Here is a 17,240-nt window from a genome sequence, read left to right on the forward strand (position 1 = left end):
ATGGCTCAGGCCATCGAATGACGCTCATCGTCCTCCTCCTTGTTTCTTGTTCAACTCCGGATCGAGTACACCCTGCACGATGTATGGATCGTTATCCGCGGGTTTCTTTGCCATTTCCGGGTTGTCCTCAATCTCCACACGAATTCGATCTCCGGGCAGGAAATGCACCACGAAACCGTAAGTCCGCGGCCCATACGGCGGCACCTCGGTGGTAGCAGTAAGCCATTGATCACCGCTGCGATCTTTGTCGTAGGGTCTACTGTCCCGCCGCCACTTGATCACGAGCTTCACGTTTGGACGCCAGTGGGCGGGAATACCGATACAACATGATCCGCCACTTTCGGAGCGTAGCTTTCCGGCATCCTTAGGATAAATATTTGAACCGCCAGCCGATAATTCGTGACCTTCGCTCGTAATAATAAATTGATCAATGTAATAGTCGGTGTAGTTGTATCCGCTAACGCTGGACGGATTGCTGTCATTCGACTCCGAGCAACCGATCGTCGTTAGCAACAGTGAACCGATAAGCAATAGAAGGAAATATCTCTTAACGGTGTCATTCATCTAAAGTAAATCTCCTGTTGTTTATTCAGGACAAGTACGACCGTAACGTCTGCGCGCAGCAATAGAACAGTCTGCCAATGCACTCTTGCCCGTTGCTCTGCAGGTTCGCACTCGCCTAAACGTCCCTGTTCGCTGAATGGCTCAGACCATCGAATGACGCTCATCGCCCTCTCCTCGTTTCTTGTTCAATTCCGGGGTCCAGTACGCCCTGTACGATATAGGGATCGTCATCGTCGATTTCCGGAAGAATTCCTCTCTCATCCCTGATCTGGATTCGAATCCGATCGCCCGACAGAAAATGCACCACAAAGCCCGCTGTGCGTGGTCCATACGGCGGCACCTCGGTGGTCGCAGTAAGCCATTGATCACCGCTGCGATCTTTGTCGTAGGGTTTCGTGTCCCGCCGCCATTTGATCACGAGCTTCATGCCCGGATGCCAATGGGCAGGAATGCTGACACAGCACACGAATCCCCCTCCTCCCGAACGCATCTGACCGTCCTTTTTAGGAAAAATATTCGGCCCACCCGCGGGGAACTCGTCGCCTTCACTCCCGACGCGGAATCCCGTGATGTAATAGTCGGTATAGTTGTAACCGCTCAGTTCTGACGGGTTACTCTCGTTTTCGTCCGAGCAACCAAGAATCGTTGCCAGAGAGAAAACAATTGAAAGACCGGCAAAGCGTTTCAAAACGAGCACGATCATCTTTCATCCTCCTGTCCATCTGGAGGCTTCGCTCGACTGCCGACATCACGCATCAAATCTCGCCAGATATATGCGGGAACCAGCTCAAACGCTTGCAGCAACGACGCCTCGTCGGCAACAGCCAATCGGATTGCCGATCGAATATCACCCTGCCGGTCGAACGCCTCGCCATACTGATACGAGGCCACGCAGAATGCGTGACGGTCTGCCCGAAGAGTCAGCCCCCATTGAATCGCGCGATCATATCGGCGAAGAAAATCCCGGTACCTGATGGCATATGGCTGATTTGCATCGATCAAGCCAAGGTCGCTCAACTCGCTCATGAGCGCATGCGGCTCGTCGTGCTTTTCCAACGCATCGAGTTGCCGCTGATCGAGTGACAGCGAAAACTGCCCTACATGGTCGCCGTGCGAATGGTCGTCAATAGCGAGGTACTGCCACTCCGAGTTCGCACCGCGGTACATCCATGTGGTTATCGGGTGCATGAGTTCAATGCTCGCTGCTTTGCCGAAGACATCCACAATCGACGGAAGCGAGCGTGGATCGAACCAGCGAAGCAGAACCTGCATGCCTTCGCCGATGTCCGCAAAAAGAAAGCGTTGAAAATGAATCTTGAGCCCATCGATATCGAGCGCACTGCGCATCACCGTGAAGCATGGTCGATACCGATCCATCAGATCGACATGACGAACCCATTCACTATGCGCGTCGTCGATCTCGAAAAGAATCGGCGCCGCGTGCCCGGCCTCCTCCTCAGGCAACCCTTCAAATAGCGACCGCACCTCCGGCGAAAACTCGAGCACCCATGTAGCAAGCGCCTCCGGGTACTGCGCCCCATCGGCCAGTCCGTAGAGTTTTCCGTTGTCGTCTGCTGTTTTCATACGACCAGTCTCAAAGCCGCGGCACAATCGATGCACCGCTCTTCGCAGCTTTCAGCAGACATTCGATGCATACCTTGGGAACGTGAAGCTCAACGGGTACTTCGTCGGGTTTCGGGAAATAGTGGGTCGCTGCATGTGCCACCCAGACACCGCTGGTGCCGCTTTTGATGCTGCCCTGCTCAAGCTCGATATAGCTTCCGCCACCGTTGAGAACCAGTTTCTTCCGGGCCTTGATATGGATCGTGTCGCTGGTGACGTTGATCTCGAGTAGAGCCAGCAGATTGATCGCTTTCTGCAGTGCGTGTATGTCGATATCGCCATCCGCCGCGACGGACTTCATGCCTCCACGCGCTGCAAAATGACGCACCGAGTCCTGAGCGCTGACGAGGACGCTCTCGCTCGCCGATGCCGCAATGTGTGCCCCGCTCGTCAACGCGACGTGCTGACCGCTCGCGATATGCGTTGTCGCGGGGGTGGTGGTCTGGATACCGGCCGCGCCGGCAATGACGACGTGCGGCGCACCCAGTTCGGGAAAAACGTCGTCGGCGCGGCTTTGAGGTCCGCGTACGGCGGCGTTCTGTTTGGCCAGCGCCTCGGCGACTTCTTCCTGATGGGCGTTCGTGTCTTGCGCCGTGGCCTGTTGCGCAAGTTGAGCAATCGTCGACTGCCAACGCGCGGCCTCCTCCAACCGTGCAGTCGTTTCGCTCATGTCGGTCATATGGGCTTGCGCATTCGGACGTGTTTCCGTTGTAAGCAGCATCCCTCGTCCCGCACGAAACACGCCGTGGCCGTCCGTCCGCAGCTCCACCCCGCGCCCCCGCTCCTCCTGCCGCCCGGCATTCCCCGCAATACGCGTGATGTACCCCAGATTCAACTGCGAACACCCTTCATCGCTCGACAGATGCGTCTGGATCTTGCCGTTCGTATCGTCGAAAGCCAGCGTATTCGCTCGACGGCCGCCGATTTCCTTGCTGCGATAGCCGGCGAGCGCCTGATTCGCCGGCAAGGCGAACGGCGGCATGTTGAATGCGTTCACCGCGCTTCCCACGACGATCGGCAAGTCCGGATCGCCATTGACGAAGGCAACCTCGACCTCCTGCCCCCGACGCGGAAGAAAAACGCCGCCGAACTGATCGCCGTGCCACGCGCCGGCAACGCGCACCCAACAACTGGAACGCTCGTCGTTCTTGCCGAGCCGGTCCCAGAGAAACTGCAGCTTCACGCGCCCGTAGGCATCGGTCCAGATTTCCTGGTTGTCGGGACACGTCACGACGGCATACTCGACGCCGTTCATCCGCGGCTTCGCAATCGTGCGCAATAGACGAAACGGCTCATTGGTCGGCTGCACCGTGAACTGCGCTTCGCACCGATACTGCTGACCGGCCCCGGAAGCTTCGCCGATCTCTTCGATCGTCAGCCGGCAAGCAATCACGGCATACTCGCGATTCGCCGCCTCTTGCGGGTAGTGCGAGAGCACGAACGTCTGCCCGGCGACCATGCCGCGCAAATTGCCCTTGCCGTGTGCCCTCAATCCCTGACACCGCCACGCCTGCATCTGCACCAGCGTGAGGTATTCCGCTTCGGTGCGCGGCTCGTTGTGCGCGCCGGAGAGTCCGGCCGCACCCGCTTGCGGCTGTGCATAGTCACCCCACGAATAGCGCTCCTGATGGGCGAGGCCCGTATCGCGAGGATCTTCGCGCGTCACGGTCAGATTCGCGCGCGGCAACGTGTAGTCGTAGTCGACAGCCGTCACCGCGCCCGTCGTCAGCGCATGTGACACCGAGAATTCGTGGATATGTTCCTCGTCGATGCGCCGATTGTTCGGCGGTTCGTAGCGAAGCTCGGCATAGGCGTCGCCGAGCGGCTGGAGCGCGCCCATCGAATCGCAAAGTACGAGCCGATGCTTGCCTTCGCCGTGCTCGAAGAAGTAGTAGATGCCCCACTCTTCCCACAACCGTTGCAGGAACGTCCAGTCGCTTTCGAAATGCTGGCGCTGAATGTCGCGCTTGGGCCATACCTTGTTCGGCCGAGGCGTCGTCAGCCGTTTATCCACCGGAAACGGATAGACCGACAGCACGGCGTCCGTGATCTCGACAACCGACATGTCCTGGAAAATGCGGCAGTCGCTATTCTTGGTCGCATGCCAGAGCCACGGTCGCAGCGTCAGCGCATAGACGATCGATCGGCCGTCTTCGCGAACGATCATCGCCTGACTGACAATGCCGGTGATCTCGCGCATGCCTGCGCCGATATTTCCCATTCCGGCACCACCGGCAAGGCCCGGAATGAAATGCCCACGGCCCTCGAGCTGAATCGATACGGTCACTTCCGTGCCGATCAACGCATCGAGATCGACGTTCGCCGCGATGCTCGGCGAGAACGCGAGCGCGTCCGGCGTCTTCAGTTCCAGGACGTATTCGAACAACTCGCCTATCGTCTCGCCGCCCGTGAGCCTCACCGGCGTCAGGAGCGATTGGCCACCGTACGTCGGCAACGCCGCGCCGGAAACCGATAGCGTCCGTGATGCGTCAAACAAAGCCATTCCGATATCTCCGTCGAATCACCGATTAGCGACTGCGTCCGGCCCGTTCGTGCCCAGTCGCTTACGCACGGACACCCCAAAGTTCCAGCTTGAGCGACGGAAACTCTCCCGCCACATGCCGCTCACCGTGCCGACTGCGACTTCATCCTTGAGCAACTGCTTGAGGTGCAGTTGCGGCGGCGGCGCCGGCGGCGGCGTCATGCGGGCGACGTCGGCAATCTGCTTCCGAACGTCCGCGCTCTGACTGGAGAGTTCGTACTTGAACCATCCGAATAGGCCGAGCAGGACCACCGACAAGAGCGTTGCGGTAATCCACAGGGGGAAATCGTAGAACGACGGGCGCTTGCCCTTTGTGCTCGGTTGCCAGTGCGGAGACAACGTCAACGGCACGGAGTCGCGTTGCGATGTGATGACGTTGTAGAGCCTCTGGCGAATCGCGTCGTGCTTGCGCTTGCCGTCGGCACCGCCGCGGTAGCGCCCTTCGAAGCCGAGACTGAGCGTCCGATAAATCACTTCGAGCAGGTCTCGATGCTCGTGCGGATCTTCGAGTAAACGTCCGATCAGCAGGTAGACCTTGTCGCCTCCGTCGAGATCGCCGTGGAACGTCGTGGCCAGCCCGCCTTTGATCCATGCGATCCCCGCCGATCCGGCTTTGCCCCAGGCGGTTTGCGTGACCGTCTCGTCCAGCGCCGTGCACAGGCAATATCGGGCGCCGATCATATGGTCGCGCCGGATGTTGGCCTGCTCGCATAGCTTCTCGAATGTCCGAACCTCCTGCTCGAGAAGCGCGCGCAACGACGCGACCGCATTCTTCGACGCGAACTTCTCCGGCATGTCGGCCTGTGCGCGCAGCAGGACGCGCGATGCTTCGAGCAATGGATTTGACGCCGCCTTCACGGAGGCGAGTCGTTCGGCAAACGACTCGGGCGGCGGCATCTCCTTCGACGGCGCCGAGTGGCTCGCAGAGTTTTCGATCGCCGCTTTTACGCTTGCGGACGATGTCGATTCACGGGCATGGACCGCGTCCTCATCCAAGACCGCGGACTCCACGGTTCCTCTCACTTTTGCCATACCTTAGTCCCCTACGCTCGCCGTACCGCTACCAATCAGCGTGCAACCGCATTCGCAGCGGTGGCCGTGCAAAGCGACTCGCCGGCCATTGATCGTGAACGTCGGATGAGCCTCGATGATCTTGTTGCGGCCATGTGGACGTCCATCCGGATACGTCATGGGGCAATCGACCAAATCGAAAAGGCGTGCGATGCCCTTGTCCCCGACCAGATGTGTTTCAGAGCCGGTTACGACGCGTCCACCGTGTGATGTGACGTCACCGACGACAATAATTTGCAACGCCATGTTGTTCTCTCTCATGAGGAGGTACCGCTGGACGACCGGGAACGTGAACGGCTCTCGCGATCGAGCTCACGCCAGACGTGCGATGGCACTTCGTCCATCGCCGAGTAAAACGTCGTACCAAGCTGCGTTCGCCTGTCCAGCGCTTCCGCAATTTGCGGATTCCGATCGAACGCGATTCCATATCGATATGTTTCCCGGCAGAAACCGAGTTTGTCGGACGGCTCGGTCAGCATCCAATTCAGCGCTCGTTCGTAGCGCGGCATGAAGTCGGCCAGTCGATCGAGATAGGGCAGCGCACCGTCGACCAGACCAGCGTCGGTCATCACCGCGAGCAATTCGTCCGGCTCGGTGTGCGCGGTCAACGCATCGACATCCTCCTGTTCGAGTTCGATCAGGATGGAGCGGCAAATTTTTGCGCCATGCAGCGTGTCGTTCTCGACGCGCTGCCAGTCGCGGTGCCGCCCGCGATACATCCACCGGTCGATCGGCCCCATGAAAATGTCGCGAATCGATTCGCCCCATACGCTGAACACGGCGCCGGTGTTACGAGGGTCGAAGAATCTGACCATTGCCGTCACACCATCGCCGATGTCCGCGAACAGAAAGGCACGAAGGTGAACCGCCAATTGATCGATCGGCACACGCCCCCAGACGACCGACAGACAGGGAGAATGCCGATCGATACGATCGAGCTCGGCTACCCATGCCGCCTCCGGATCCTCCACGGGCACGAGAAAGAGCGACGCCAACCCGGACTCGGCCTCCGGCAGTCCCTCGTAGACGTTCACGAACTTCACGCCGGCTTGCTCGCGCACGGCTTGCAGTCGTTCAGGGGCCGCCGCGCCATCAATGAGCGCGAATAGACGAATATGCGTTTCGTCGAATTGGGATTGCATGTATCTGACCGATATTGCTGTTTCGAATGGCGCTGTTTCGGTTGCGCGATGTGTCGCGGAAACCACGTCAAGCAATCGCCGCTTCTGCTCCGTCAAACTCTCGGAGCGCGACCGCGAGCGGATCCTGGCCAAGCCATGACAGGCGTTCCTTGCCGACAAAGACCACGCGCGGCCATCCGTATCCGCCCGGCGCGTATTCGTGGAAATACGGCACGCGGAACCAGCACCGGCTGTCGTGGACGTAGTCGTCGAACAGTTTGACTGCGGCTTGGGGTAGCGAACTGAGCGCGTGCATCGATGTGTGCTTCTTCAGAAACGATTCCACTTCCGCGACGGGCTTCGGCAACACGTCGTCAGCAACGTTGTACGTTTGCATCAAGGAAGTACGCGTCGCATGAAACTTGATCGCGCCGACGTCTACCAACGACATTCGCGGCGAATCGACGTCGGAAGCATCGTCGAGCGGGGGTGCGTGTCGCACCGAGAGAATCCGCTTCGGTTGCGCATCCCCGTCATGGCTCGGCGGTATAACGGTCGCGTCGGATACGTCGACTGAAAGATCGGTACGCTGTTCAGGGTGAAGATGCGCCAATAGCAAACGCATTTCCTCCGCGCCCTGGAGCAGATCCGTTTTGTCGTTGGCCGTGATATCGCCTTCCCCTTCTCCTGGGCGGCCCGACCGCGGACGCTTGTCCTGAGCGACGTCGGCGTAGGCAATCTCCGCGTAGATCTCTTCCAGCCGGCTCCGGATCTCGAGGTCTACGGCATCAAGTTCTTTCTGGGCGGCATCGATCGCAGGAATATGCTGCGGATACGGTCGACTTGTTTTCGCATGCCACAACTTTGCCAATGCCTTATTGCGCTTGGCATTCAACTCCCGAAGGCGCGCATCATTCGGTTTGGCCTTCTCGACCGCCTGCGTCATCTTGCGCGGCGTCAGCCGATCTTCTCGCGCGCGCTTGTAAAAGCCCTGGTTCGTGACATAAGAGCCCTTCGTGAACTGTGCCCGCAATGCACGCCAGCTCAGCATCTGAGACATACCGAAGGACATGGCTTCCTCGACGCTACTGATCGGGCTGGTTGTTTTCAGCCAGGCATTGAAGGCTGCGATGGTGTCGGCGTGGAGTTTGAAATCCTCGGCCAAATAGTCAATTGCGAGAATATCGCTCGCCTTCATCATCGGCACGCCGTACCGAAGGGCTGCGATATACATGTCGTGCAGCGCAATCTGGCTGAGCTTTCTTTCGTCCATTCCGTTTCCGGACTCATCGCAGCCCTTGCCCTGGTCGCCCGGTCCATATCCACCACCCACGTCCGAATGCACGCCCGGATATGCGATCTCTCGACGCACCTCACCGCCGGTGTAACCGCCACCCTGCCGAATGGAGTCAAGCGGAAAACTCATGCGTTGCTCGTGAATCGAGAACGCGTGGACGCAACTGCGAACCCAGTCGGGAATCGCCAGACCATCATCGCTGGCGAAATGCGCATGTCCATCGAGGAGGTCCAGATTCAACGCGGTACGAAAAGAATCTGGCAATCCTACGGATGCAACCGTGTCAAACAGGCCCATGAAGTTCACCTGATAGGGCAACGTTGGACCGTGCTCCGGCTTCCCCAGCATGCCGCTCGGCGCCCATTCGTTCACGAGTTTGTTCACGAACGCTCGCGCCGCAGCCGCGCCACGGGAAAAACCGATCGCGTTGATCCAGATCTTCTTGATCGTGTTTTCCGTTTTTGCGTTGGCATGTGCGACTTGGAGTATTTTCAGTCGATCATCGAAGTGCAGGTCGAACGTGGTTTTGTCGCAGAAAGCGCCGATGTTGCTCAGTTGTTTTGCGTCATCGTCAGGAATTAGCTCCCATCGCGAATCTTCCAGAATTGCGCCGTAGACTGAATTGAGTACGCGCGTGTACGCCCATACGCATCTTTGATTGAATCCTTTCGCAAGCGCCTTACCGTCTTGAGAATACGTGCCTTCACCAATTTTCTCGAAAGGCGTGCCAACACCCGCGATGTAGTATTTATATATACCGTCATTGGGCTCAAAAATCGCCGCCTTGTACAGTCGTGCGACGTTTGTATGACACCAGGTGTTGGAGTCTCTCCACCTCGGATTATCTTCGTCATCGTTGTTGTTCGTACCGTCAAAGAACAACGAAATATGCAAACTCCGTTGACACGACATCACCGAACCCGCGACATGGCAATACCCCGTCACCCACGCATCGTCCGCTTCGTGGTTCGTCAACCGCCCGCCTTCCGACATCGGTTCCGGCCATTTCAGGTTCATTATTGAATCCCCCGCATCACACCCTTCGGATACTCATAATTCCATTCTTCATCGGGAGCGCCCTGTACCACGTACGGATCGCTAGCTGATGGTGGCCCAGCGTTGGGCGCAAGATCAGATGCACTGGGATTCCCAACTACAATCTTTACACGATCTCCTGGGAGAAAAATCGCCCACACACCCGCTGTCTGACCGGTGATATAGGGCTCAATTCGAACATTCTCGGCCTTGTACCAACCCGACGTCTTCTTGTTCTTTTTGTCGACCAACCACCGGATCGTCAACCGGAGGTCAGGCTGCCATTCTCTCGGGTAGCGCGTGCAGCATTGGCCTCCCGCTTGACCTGGGCTACCGTCCTCCCTCATCGCACGCATATTCCCACCTCCGCCACCGATTCTTGTTCCCTTTGGCCCAGAGATCGAGAATTTATGGATGTACCACGGCGTATAATTCATCGAACGCGAGTCACCACTGCTCAGCTCGATTCTCTTCGGAATCTCGACCGTAGACGACTCATCGGCATGCAGGCCAGCGCATCCCGCGAGAAGCACCAGCAACACCACCACACCAATAAATCGATTCGTTTTCATTCATCAACCTTGTATATGTTTTCAAACCGTCATCGAGCAGGAATAACTGCTTCTTTCGCGGGCACGACATCGTGGATTGATCGCAATGTCGCTTGTGTGTGCCGTTTAAGTGGCCACGCTCTCTCCAACGTTCCATCCACGTTCATTATTTAATCCTCCGCATCACGCCCTTCGGATACTCATAATTCCATTCTTCGTCGGGAACACCCTGCGCCACATCAGGATCGTCGTCTCCCGGACGTACCGCTACCGAATTACGACCATTGGCGTTGCCGTCAGCCACCATAAGCTTGACCCGATCTCCCGGTAAAAAGATCGCCCATACGCCCCCTGATCGGCTTCCGTCATACTGCGGAATTCGAACATTCTCGGCCTTGTACCAACCCGACGTCTTCTTGTTCTTTTTGTCGACCAACCACCGGATCGTCAACCGGAGGTCAGGCTGCCATTCCATCGGATAACGCATACAGCATTTGCCTCCGGATTGCCCCGGATTACCGTTGTCATCCATCGGCGACATGTTCCCACCTCCACCACCGATTCTTGTTCCCTTTGGCCCAGAGATCGAGAATTTATGGATGTACCACGGCGTATAATTCATCGAGCGTGAATCACCACTATTCAGCTCGACTGTCTTCGGCATCTTGACCGTAGACGGCTCATCGGCATGTAGGCCAGCGCATCCCGCGAGAAGCACCAGCACCAGCACCACCGCCACTACACCACTAAATCGATTCTTTTTCATTCGCATTCCAAATCATTACCCCCTGAAGCTAACAAGAAACGTCGAAACATATCATGCCTACTGCAAGCTTTAATATCCGGTTTTCAAAACACCTTTCGAGCAACTGCTTTCCGGCATCGATACCGCACGCTTACGTTCATTTCTTCGATCCGCGGTAACGATACAAGCGATTCCATTCCTCATCGAGCGTACCCTGTACGACGTATGGATCGCTAGCCGCCGGTGGTCCTGCATTGCGTGCAAGATCGCGCGCGTTCGGGTTACCGACTACGAGCTTGACGCGATCACCAGGCAAGAAAATCGCCCATACCCCCGACGTCTGACCGGTGATATATGGCTCAAGTCGAACATTGTCGGCCTTATACCAATAACCCGGAGTTTTGCCGTCCATCTTCTTGTCGACCTTCCATCGCACCGTCAACCTCAGGTCAGGCTGCCATTCTCTGGGGTAGCGCGTACAGCATTGGCCTCCGGAATGCCCTGGATAACCGTCCTCTTCCATCGGCCACATGTTCCCACCTCCACCACCGATTCTTGTTCCGTTCGGCCCAGAAATCGAGAATGTGTGGATGTACCACGGCGTATAGTTCATCGAACGCGAGTCACCACTGCTCAGGTCGACTCTCTTCGGCGTCTCGACCGTAGGCAACTCATCGGCATGCAGGCCAGCGCATCCCGCGAGAAGCACCAGCAACACCGCCACCACACCACTAAATCGATTCGTTTTCATTCATCAACCTTGTATATATTGTTCAAACCGTCAACAAGCAGGAATAACCGCTTCTTTCGCGGGAACGGCATCGTGGATTGATCGCAATGTCGCTTGTGTACCGTTTAAGTGTCCACGCTCTCTCCAACGTTCCATCCACGTTCATTATTTAATCCTCCGCATCACGCCCTTCGGATACTCATAATTCCATTCTTCGTCGGGAGCGCCCTGCACCACATACGGATCGCTAGCTGCTGGTGGTCCGGCGTTGGGTGCAAGATCAGATGCATTGGGATTTCCAACTACAACCTTCACGCGATCTCCTGGGAGAAAAATCGCCCACACACCCGCTGTCTGACCAGTGATATATGGTTCAATTCGAACATTCTCGGCCTTGTACCAACCCGACGTCTTCTTGTTCTTTTTGTCGACCAACCACCGCACCGTCAACCGGAGGTCAGGCTGCCATTCTCTGGGGTAACGCGTACAGCATTGGCCTCCCGAATGCCCTGGATAACCGTCCTCTTCCATCGGCGACATGTTCCCACCTCCACCACCGATTCTTGTTCCCTTCGGCCCAGAAATCGAGAATGTGTGGATGTACCACGGCGTATAATTCATCGAACGTGAATCACCGCTATTCAGCTCGACTGTCTTCGGCATCTCGACCGTAGACGACTCATCGGCATGCAAACCAGCGCATCCCGCGACAAACACCAGCAGAACCACAAGAACCCCACTCAATCGATTTGCTGTCATTCGATACCTCTATCGCTAGAGAACTACACTCACGCCTCAGCGCGTTGTGCGATTTTCCCGACCGCCTCGTTAAGGTTCTTGGCGTCCAAGCGTCACATCATCAGAAAACTTCACTTTCCAGGTCTCCCCGTCTATCTCAATACAAGTGCCGTCCCACTTCGCGCTGCCTTCATCAAGCATTCGATACAAATCTTCTTCGGAGCGAGATCGACTGCCTGGCTCAAAGGCCCCGGAAGCTGGTGAAACGACGCATGGGCAAGAAATTTTCCGGACGTGCCGTGCACGATTCCCGACGCATCCATATTCGTGAAACTACCGTTGACCTCGAAACGGATTTTTCGCTTCCCGCGCAAGATGATTTCGTCTGCCTCGAGAAGGATCTGCTTCTGCGCACGCGCAACGATCGATTGCGTCAACGCGTGAAGCACGATATCGCCGGCCGCTGAAACAAATTTCACGATCCCCTTTTGGGCGACAAAACGGATGGTGTCGCGTATGCTCGCGAAAAAACTGCTACCGCTCGCGATCCCGATATGCCCCTCGCTGGTCACGGCGACCTGTTGCGCAGCGACGTGCGCGGTGGCGGGCGTAACGAGTTGAACGCCCGCCTTGCCGGCAATCACGAGATGCGGCTCGGCCAATTCGGCAAACGGATTCGCCTCGCTTGCTCGGCCGCGAATCTGTTCGTTCTGTCGGGAAATCGCTTTGGCCACATCCGACTGGTGCCCGTCGACATCCTGCGCCTCCGCCTCCTGAGCCGCCTTGCTCATGAAGTCGTGAAGCCTATGGGCGTCGTCGAGTTGGGACAGCGTCTCGGACATGCTCTTTACTTGCCCATCCGCTCCCGGCCTACCTTGGGTGGTAATCAGCATTCCCATCGCCGATCGCACTACCCCCCACAAACCCGTTGCAAGCTCAAAGCCTCGACCCCGCTCCTCCTGCCGCCCCGCATTCCCCGCAATACGCGTGATGTACCCCAGATTCAACTGCGAACACCCTTCATCGCTCGACAGATGCGCCTGGATCTTGCCGTTCGTATCGTCGAAAGCCAGCGTATTCGCCCGACGGCCGCCGATTTCCTTGCTTCGGTAGCCGGCGAGCGCCTGATTCGCCGGCAACGCGAACGGCGGCATGTTGAATGCGTTCACCGCGCTTCCCACGACGATCGGCAAGTCCGGATCGCCATTGACGAAGGCAACCTCGACCTCCTGCCCCCGACGCGGAAGAAAAACGCCGCCGAACTGATCGCCGTGCCACGCGCCGGCAACGCGCACCCAACAACTGGAACGCTCGTCGTTCCTGCCGAGCCGATCCCAGAGAAACTGCAGCTTCACGCGCCCGTAGGCATCGGTCCAGATTTCCTGGTTGTCGGGACACGTCACGACGGCATACTCGACGCCGTTCATCCGCGGCTTCGCAATCGTGCGCAATAGACGAAACGGCTCATTGGTCGGTTGCACGGTGAAATCCGCTTCGCACCGATACTGCTGACCGGCCCCGGAAGCTTCGCCGATCTCTTCGATCGTCAGCCGGCAAGCAATCACGGCATACTCGCGATTCGCCGCCTCTTGCGGGTAGTGCGACAGCACGAACGTCTGCCCGGTGACCATGCCGCGCAAATTGCCCTTGCCGTGGGCCCTCAATCCCTGACACCGCCACGCCTGCATCTGCACCAGCGTGAGGTATTCCGCTTCGGTGCGCGGCTCGTTGTGCGCGCCGGAGAGTCCGGCCGCACCCGCTTGCGGCTGTGCATAGTCACCCCACGAATAGCGCTCCTGATGGGCGAGGCCCGTATCGCGAGGATCTTCGCGCGTCACGGTCAGATTCGCGCGCGGCAACGTGTAGTCGTAGTCGACAGCCGTCACCGCGCCCGTCGTCAGCGCATGTGACACCGAGAATTCGTGGATATGTTCCTCGTCGATGTGCCGACTGGTCGGCGGTTCGTAGCGAAGCTCGGCATAGGCGTCGCCGAGCGGCTGGAGCGCGCCCATCGAATCGCAAAGTACGAGCCGATGCTTGCCTTCGCCGTGCTCGAAGAAGTAGTAGATGCCCCACTCTTCCCACAAACGCTGCAGGAACATCCAGTCGCTTTCGAAATGCTGGCGCTGAATGTCGCGCTTGGGCCATACCTTGTTCGGCCGAGGCGTCGTCAGCCGTTTATCCACCGGAAACGGATAGACCGACAGCACGGCGTCCGTGATCTCGACAACCGACATGTCCTGGAAAATGCGGCAGTCGCTATTCTTGGTCGCATGCCAGAGCCACGGTCGCAGCGTCAGCGCATAGACGATCGATCGGCCGTCTTCGCGAACGATCATCGCCTGACTGACAATGCCGGTGATCTCGCGCATGCCTGCGCCGATATTTCCCATTCCGGCACCACCGGCAAGGCCCGGAATGAAATGCCCACGGCCCTCGAGCTGAATCGATACGGTCACCTCCGTGCCGATCAACGCATCGAGATCGACGTTCGCCGCGATGCTCGGCGAGAACGCGAGCGCGTCCGGCGTCTTCAGTTCCAGGACGTATTCGAACAACTCGCCTATCGTCTCGCCGCCCGTGAGCCTCACCGGCGTCAGGAGCGATTGGCCACCGTACGTCGGCAACGCCGCGCCGGAAACCGATAGCGTCCGTGATGCGTCAAACAAAGCCATTCCGATATCTCCGTCGAATCACCGATTAGCGACTGCGTCCGGCCCATTCGTGCCCAGTCGCTTACGCACGTACACCCCAAAGTTCCAGCTTGAGCGACGGAAACTCCCCCGCCACATGCAACGCGATCCCGCCGTGACGCACCACCTCCTCCCACAGCGCCCCGCCCTGTGTCAGCTCGTAATAGATATATCCCGCGTTGAACGGAATCTGCCGCGGCGGCACCGGCAGCGCCTGCATGCCGATACCCGGCAAATGACTGCGCACGAGGCTCGGCAGCTTTTCCGACGGCCCCGCCTTCACCTGCGCGAGAAACTGCTGACGCAGCACGTCGGGCGGCATCGCCGCATGCACGGCGAGCACCAGCGAAGCGAAACCCTGCATATCGGCCGGATCGACCACCGCATTGCGCATGCCGTGCCCCCGATCCTCGAGCGCGATGCTCTGCGCGCTACGCACGAGCACGGCATTGAGCAGCCGGTGCGTGTCGTCGACGAGCGGCTTCAGGCAAAGATGCGGAGTCGTATGCCGATAAGGCGGATGCGTATCGAGCGGCCGGCGCGTGTCGGTGCGTAGATGGGTCGACAGCTCGCCCGCCATCGCGATCAGCAGCGTGTAGACCTCCGCCGGCGACGTGGTCGGCACGCGCAGCATGTGCTGCAGCAAGGGCTCGTACCGGTTGAGAATCTGCAACAGCAGGTAATCCGTAACCGTCGCCGCGCTCGCGGTCGTGTCGTCCGTGCCGGCCAGCCGCTGCGACAGCGCATTTGCGCGCAGATGAGCGAGATCGTGGATCTTCGTGACCCAGCTCGTCAGCAAATCGCTCGCGCCATAGCCCGATACGGGCGGCACGATCGTGTCGTCCAGTTCGATGCTGCCGTCCGCGCGAATGGTCTTTACACTCGTCAGTGCAAGACCGATCCATGCGTTGCCGAGTTCCTTCTCCGGCACCAGACGCAGCCGCAGGTTCGACAGCTGGACGGACTCAGGCGCCAGCCCGACCGAATTCGAGTCGCGCAGCTCGGCATCGAACACTTGATAGCGCGCCATCGAATCGGGCGTATCCTCGAACGTCGTTTCCTCGCAGTTCGGCAAACGTACCGGCACGGCCAGATAGATCACCTGGTCGAGGTGTTCCGGACGAACGGTCAACGGCGGCGGCAGCGGCGTATTGCCCGGCGCATCGAACGGCGTGCCGTCGGCGAACACGCCGGCGGCCGACTTGACGATCACTTTCCCGAGCGCGAGCGACTCCAGATCGAGCGCGTAATGCACGAAACCGAAGAAAAACGGCGACAGCGGCGCCGCACGCATGTGCGCGTATCTCTCGAAGTAGCGCTCCTGTTGCTGGAAAAGCTGCGGTCTGAAAAACAACCCTTCCTGCCAGGCGACCTTGGCGTACCAGCTCATACGTCTCGTCCGTTTCGTTGCACGACGTGTTTCATTTCTTCGTTTCCTCGATCGCGACGGCCTTGGCCGAGAGATCGACAGTCAGTTTCAGCTTCGGTGTAACAAGCCGGTACCACGCCTTGTCGGGCGCGGCAGGCATCGTGTAGACCGACCGCCATACCGCATTCGGCAGATCGCGATAGGCCGCGATCACGCCGATGGCAGTCGTTTCCGGATCGGGCCGCCGGACAACCTTCCGATGCTCGCCGGGGCGCAACTGGAACTGGTCGCGCTTGACGACGTCGGCCGCCAGCACCGTCTTCTCCTGTGTTTCCAGCGAAAAGAAATCCGCCGCTTCGAATGCGTTGCCGTTCTTCAGCTCATAGAGACGCACCAGAATCGGCGCCGCGTGCCCGCGATCGTCCGGATTCACGTCGGATGCCGCGTTGATGGCCAGTTCGAGCCGAATGGGCGCCTTCGGCTTCGGTTCACCGCTCGCGCAGGCGGAGAGCAGCACGGCGACGGCGAGCGAAGCGGCGGTCAGAATCGAACGCATACGGAATTCACCTCGATGAACTGCCAATGCGCCGCACGCGGAGAACGCGAATGCGCTGCCGCGCGCGACGCATCGCGCTTACGCTTCCTTGTTGCCCTTGATGTCGAAGCTCGCCGTGACGGCGCCGCCGCTGCCGCCCTGTGCGTTCTGCACGACATACTCCTGCTTCACCTTCGAGAACGACAGCGACACCGTCTCGCGGCTCTTTTCCTCGCCGGCCTTGCTGCCCGACGGCTTTACGCGCGTAACGATCACGTCGCTCATCGTGAGCTTCAGGTATTCGAGCGGGTTGCCGCCGGCCTTGCGCATCACCAGCACGGCCTGGTCGATGTGCTTGCCCGTCAGCGCGTACTTCATCAGGTTCGGGCTCGCGCGGTCGATGTTGTGTTCGAACGTGAGATCCTTGACGGTCGCCTTCCCGGCGCCGCCGCCGCTACCCGAATGCATCGACGATTCCTGCAGGATTTCCCAATCCCAGTTCAGGATCTCGATCTCGTCCTTGTGCTTGTCGTCGAGCGATTCGCCGTTGATGCCGTCGATCTTCAGAAAAATGTCCTGTGCCATGCGTAGTACTCCTTTTAGTGAACGTTGGAATCGGGCCGATC

15 protein-coding genes and 1 pseudogene are annotated in these 17,240 nt (G+C 58.6%); all 16 read right to left on the reverse strand.

Annotated features, from left to right (window positions below; genetic code table 11):
• Positions 1–24: 24 nt before the first annotated feature.
• Positions 25–564: a DUF3304 domain-containing protein gene (locus NP80_RS29195; RefSeq protein ID WP_080596185.1), complete on the reverse strand. Its 540-nt coding sequence runs from the start codon at positions 562–564 to the stop codon at positions 25–27.
• Positions 565–724: 160 nt separating this feature from the next.
• On the reverse strand, positions 725–1,267 hold the full coding sequence (locus NP80_RS29200; RefSeq protein ID WP_080596186.1) for a DUF3304 domain-containing protein: 543 nt from the start codon (positions 1,265–1,267) through the stop codon (positions 725–727).
• The gene (locus tag NP80_RS09810; RefSeq protein WP_045593404.1) at positions 1,264–2,148 is read right to left on the reverse strand and encodes a DUF4123 domain-containing protein; all 885 of its coding nucleotides are present in this window, start codon (positions 2,146–2,148) and stop codon (positions 1,264–1,266) included. Before NP80_RS09810 ends, NP80_RS29200 begins: the two co-directional genes overlap by 4 nt.
• A 10-nt stretch (positions 2,149–2,158) precedes the next feature.
• Positions 2,159–4,690 carry a type VI secretion system Vgr family protein gene (locus NP80_RS09815; protein ID WP_045593405.1) on the reverse strand — a complete coding sequence of 844 codons (2,532 nt, stop codon included), beginning with the start codon at positions 4,688–4,690 and terminating at the stop codon, positions 2,159–2,161.
• A gap of 120 nt (positions 4,691–4,810) precedes the next feature.
• Positions 4,811–5,626 (reverse strand): annotated as a pseudogene (gene icmH / locus NP80_RS09820) (type IVB secretion system protein IcmH/DotU); the annotation flags it as partial.
• A 138-nt stretch (positions 5,627–5,764) separates the two neighbouring features.
• Entirely contained in the window at positions 5,765–6,046 is a 282-nt protein-coding gene (locus NP80_RS29205) for a PAAR domain-containing protein (RefSeq protein ID WP_080560084.1), read from the reverse strand.
• A gap of 11 nt (positions 6,047–6,057) precedes the next feature.
• A complete protein-coding gene (locus NP80_RS09825) occupies positions 6,058–6,942 on the reverse strand; it encodes a DUF4123 domain-containing protein (RefSeq protein WP_035946643.1) in 885 nt (294 codons plus the stop codon).
• Positions 6,943–7,009: 67 nt separating this feature from the next.
• On the reverse strand, positions 7,010–9,235 hold the full coding sequence (locus tag NP80_RS09830) for a T6SS phospholipase effector Tle1-like catalytic domain-containing protein (RefSeq protein WP_035946645.1): 2,226 nt from the start codon (positions 9,233–9,235) through the stop codon (positions 7,010–7,012).
• A complete protein-coding gene (locus tag NP80_RS29210; protein ID WP_080596192.1) occupies positions 9,235–9,825 on the reverse strand; it encodes a DUF3304 domain-containing protein in 591 nt (196 codons plus the stop codon). The genes NP80_RS09830 and NP80_RS29210 overlap by 1 nt, the downstream gene beginning before the upstream one ends.
• 145 nt (positions 9,826–9,970) lie before the next feature.
• Complete coding sequence (locus NP80_RS29215) at positions 9,971–10,570, reverse strand: DUF3304 domain-containing protein (RefSeq protein ID WP_226823217.1); 600 nt, start codon at positions 10,568–10,570, stop codon at positions 9,971–9,973.
• A gap of 136 nt (positions 10,571–10,706) precedes the next feature.
• On the reverse strand, positions 10,707–11,300 hold the full coding sequence (locus NP80_RS29220) for a DUF3304 domain-containing protein (protein WP_080596194.1): 594 nt from the start codon (positions 11,298–11,300) through the stop codon (positions 10,707–10,709).
• A gap of 144 nt (positions 11,301–11,444) precedes the next feature.
• On the reverse strand, positions 11,445–12,038 hold the full coding sequence (locus tag NP80_RS29225) for a DUF3304 domain-containing protein (protein WP_080596195.1): 594 nt from the start codon (positions 12,036–12,038) through the stop codon (positions 11,445–11,447).
• A gap of 131 nt (positions 12,039–12,169) precedes the next feature.
• Entirely contained in the window at positions 12,170–14,692 is a 2,523-nt protein-coding gene (locus tag NP80_RS09835; RefSeq protein WP_045593407.1) for a type VI secretion system Vgr family protein, read from the reverse strand.
• A 61-nt stretch (positions 14,693–14,753) separates the two neighbouring features.
• Positions 14,754–16,100 carry a type VI secretion system baseplate subunit TssK gene (gene tssK / locus NP80_RS09840; protein ID WP_006410794.1) on the reverse strand — a complete coding sequence of 449 codons (1,347 nt, stop codon included), beginning with the start codon at positions 16,098–16,100 and terminating at the stop codon, positions 14,754–14,756.
• Between the two features lie 31 nt (positions 16,101–16,131).
• Positions 16,132–16,635, reverse strand: coding sequence for a type VI secretion system lipoprotein TssJ (gene tssJ / locus NP80_RS09845; RefSeq protein WP_006410792.1), 504 nt, complete (start codon positions 16,633–16,635; stop codon positions 16,132–16,134).
• Between the two features lie 78 nt (positions 16,636–16,713).
• Positions 16,714–17,199, reverse strand: a complete 486-nt coding sequence (locus NP80_RS09850; protein ID WP_006396709.1) for an Hcp family type VI secretion system effector — start codon at positions 17,197–17,199, stop codon at positions 16,714–16,716.
• Positions 17,200–17,240: the final 41 nt, after the last annotated feature.

It is taken from the genome of Burkholderia multivorans ATCC BAA-247, from assembly GCF_000959525.1.
GTDB lineage: Bacteria > Pseudomonadota > Gammaproteobacteria > Burkholderiales > Burkholderiaceae > Burkholderia > Burkholderia multivorans.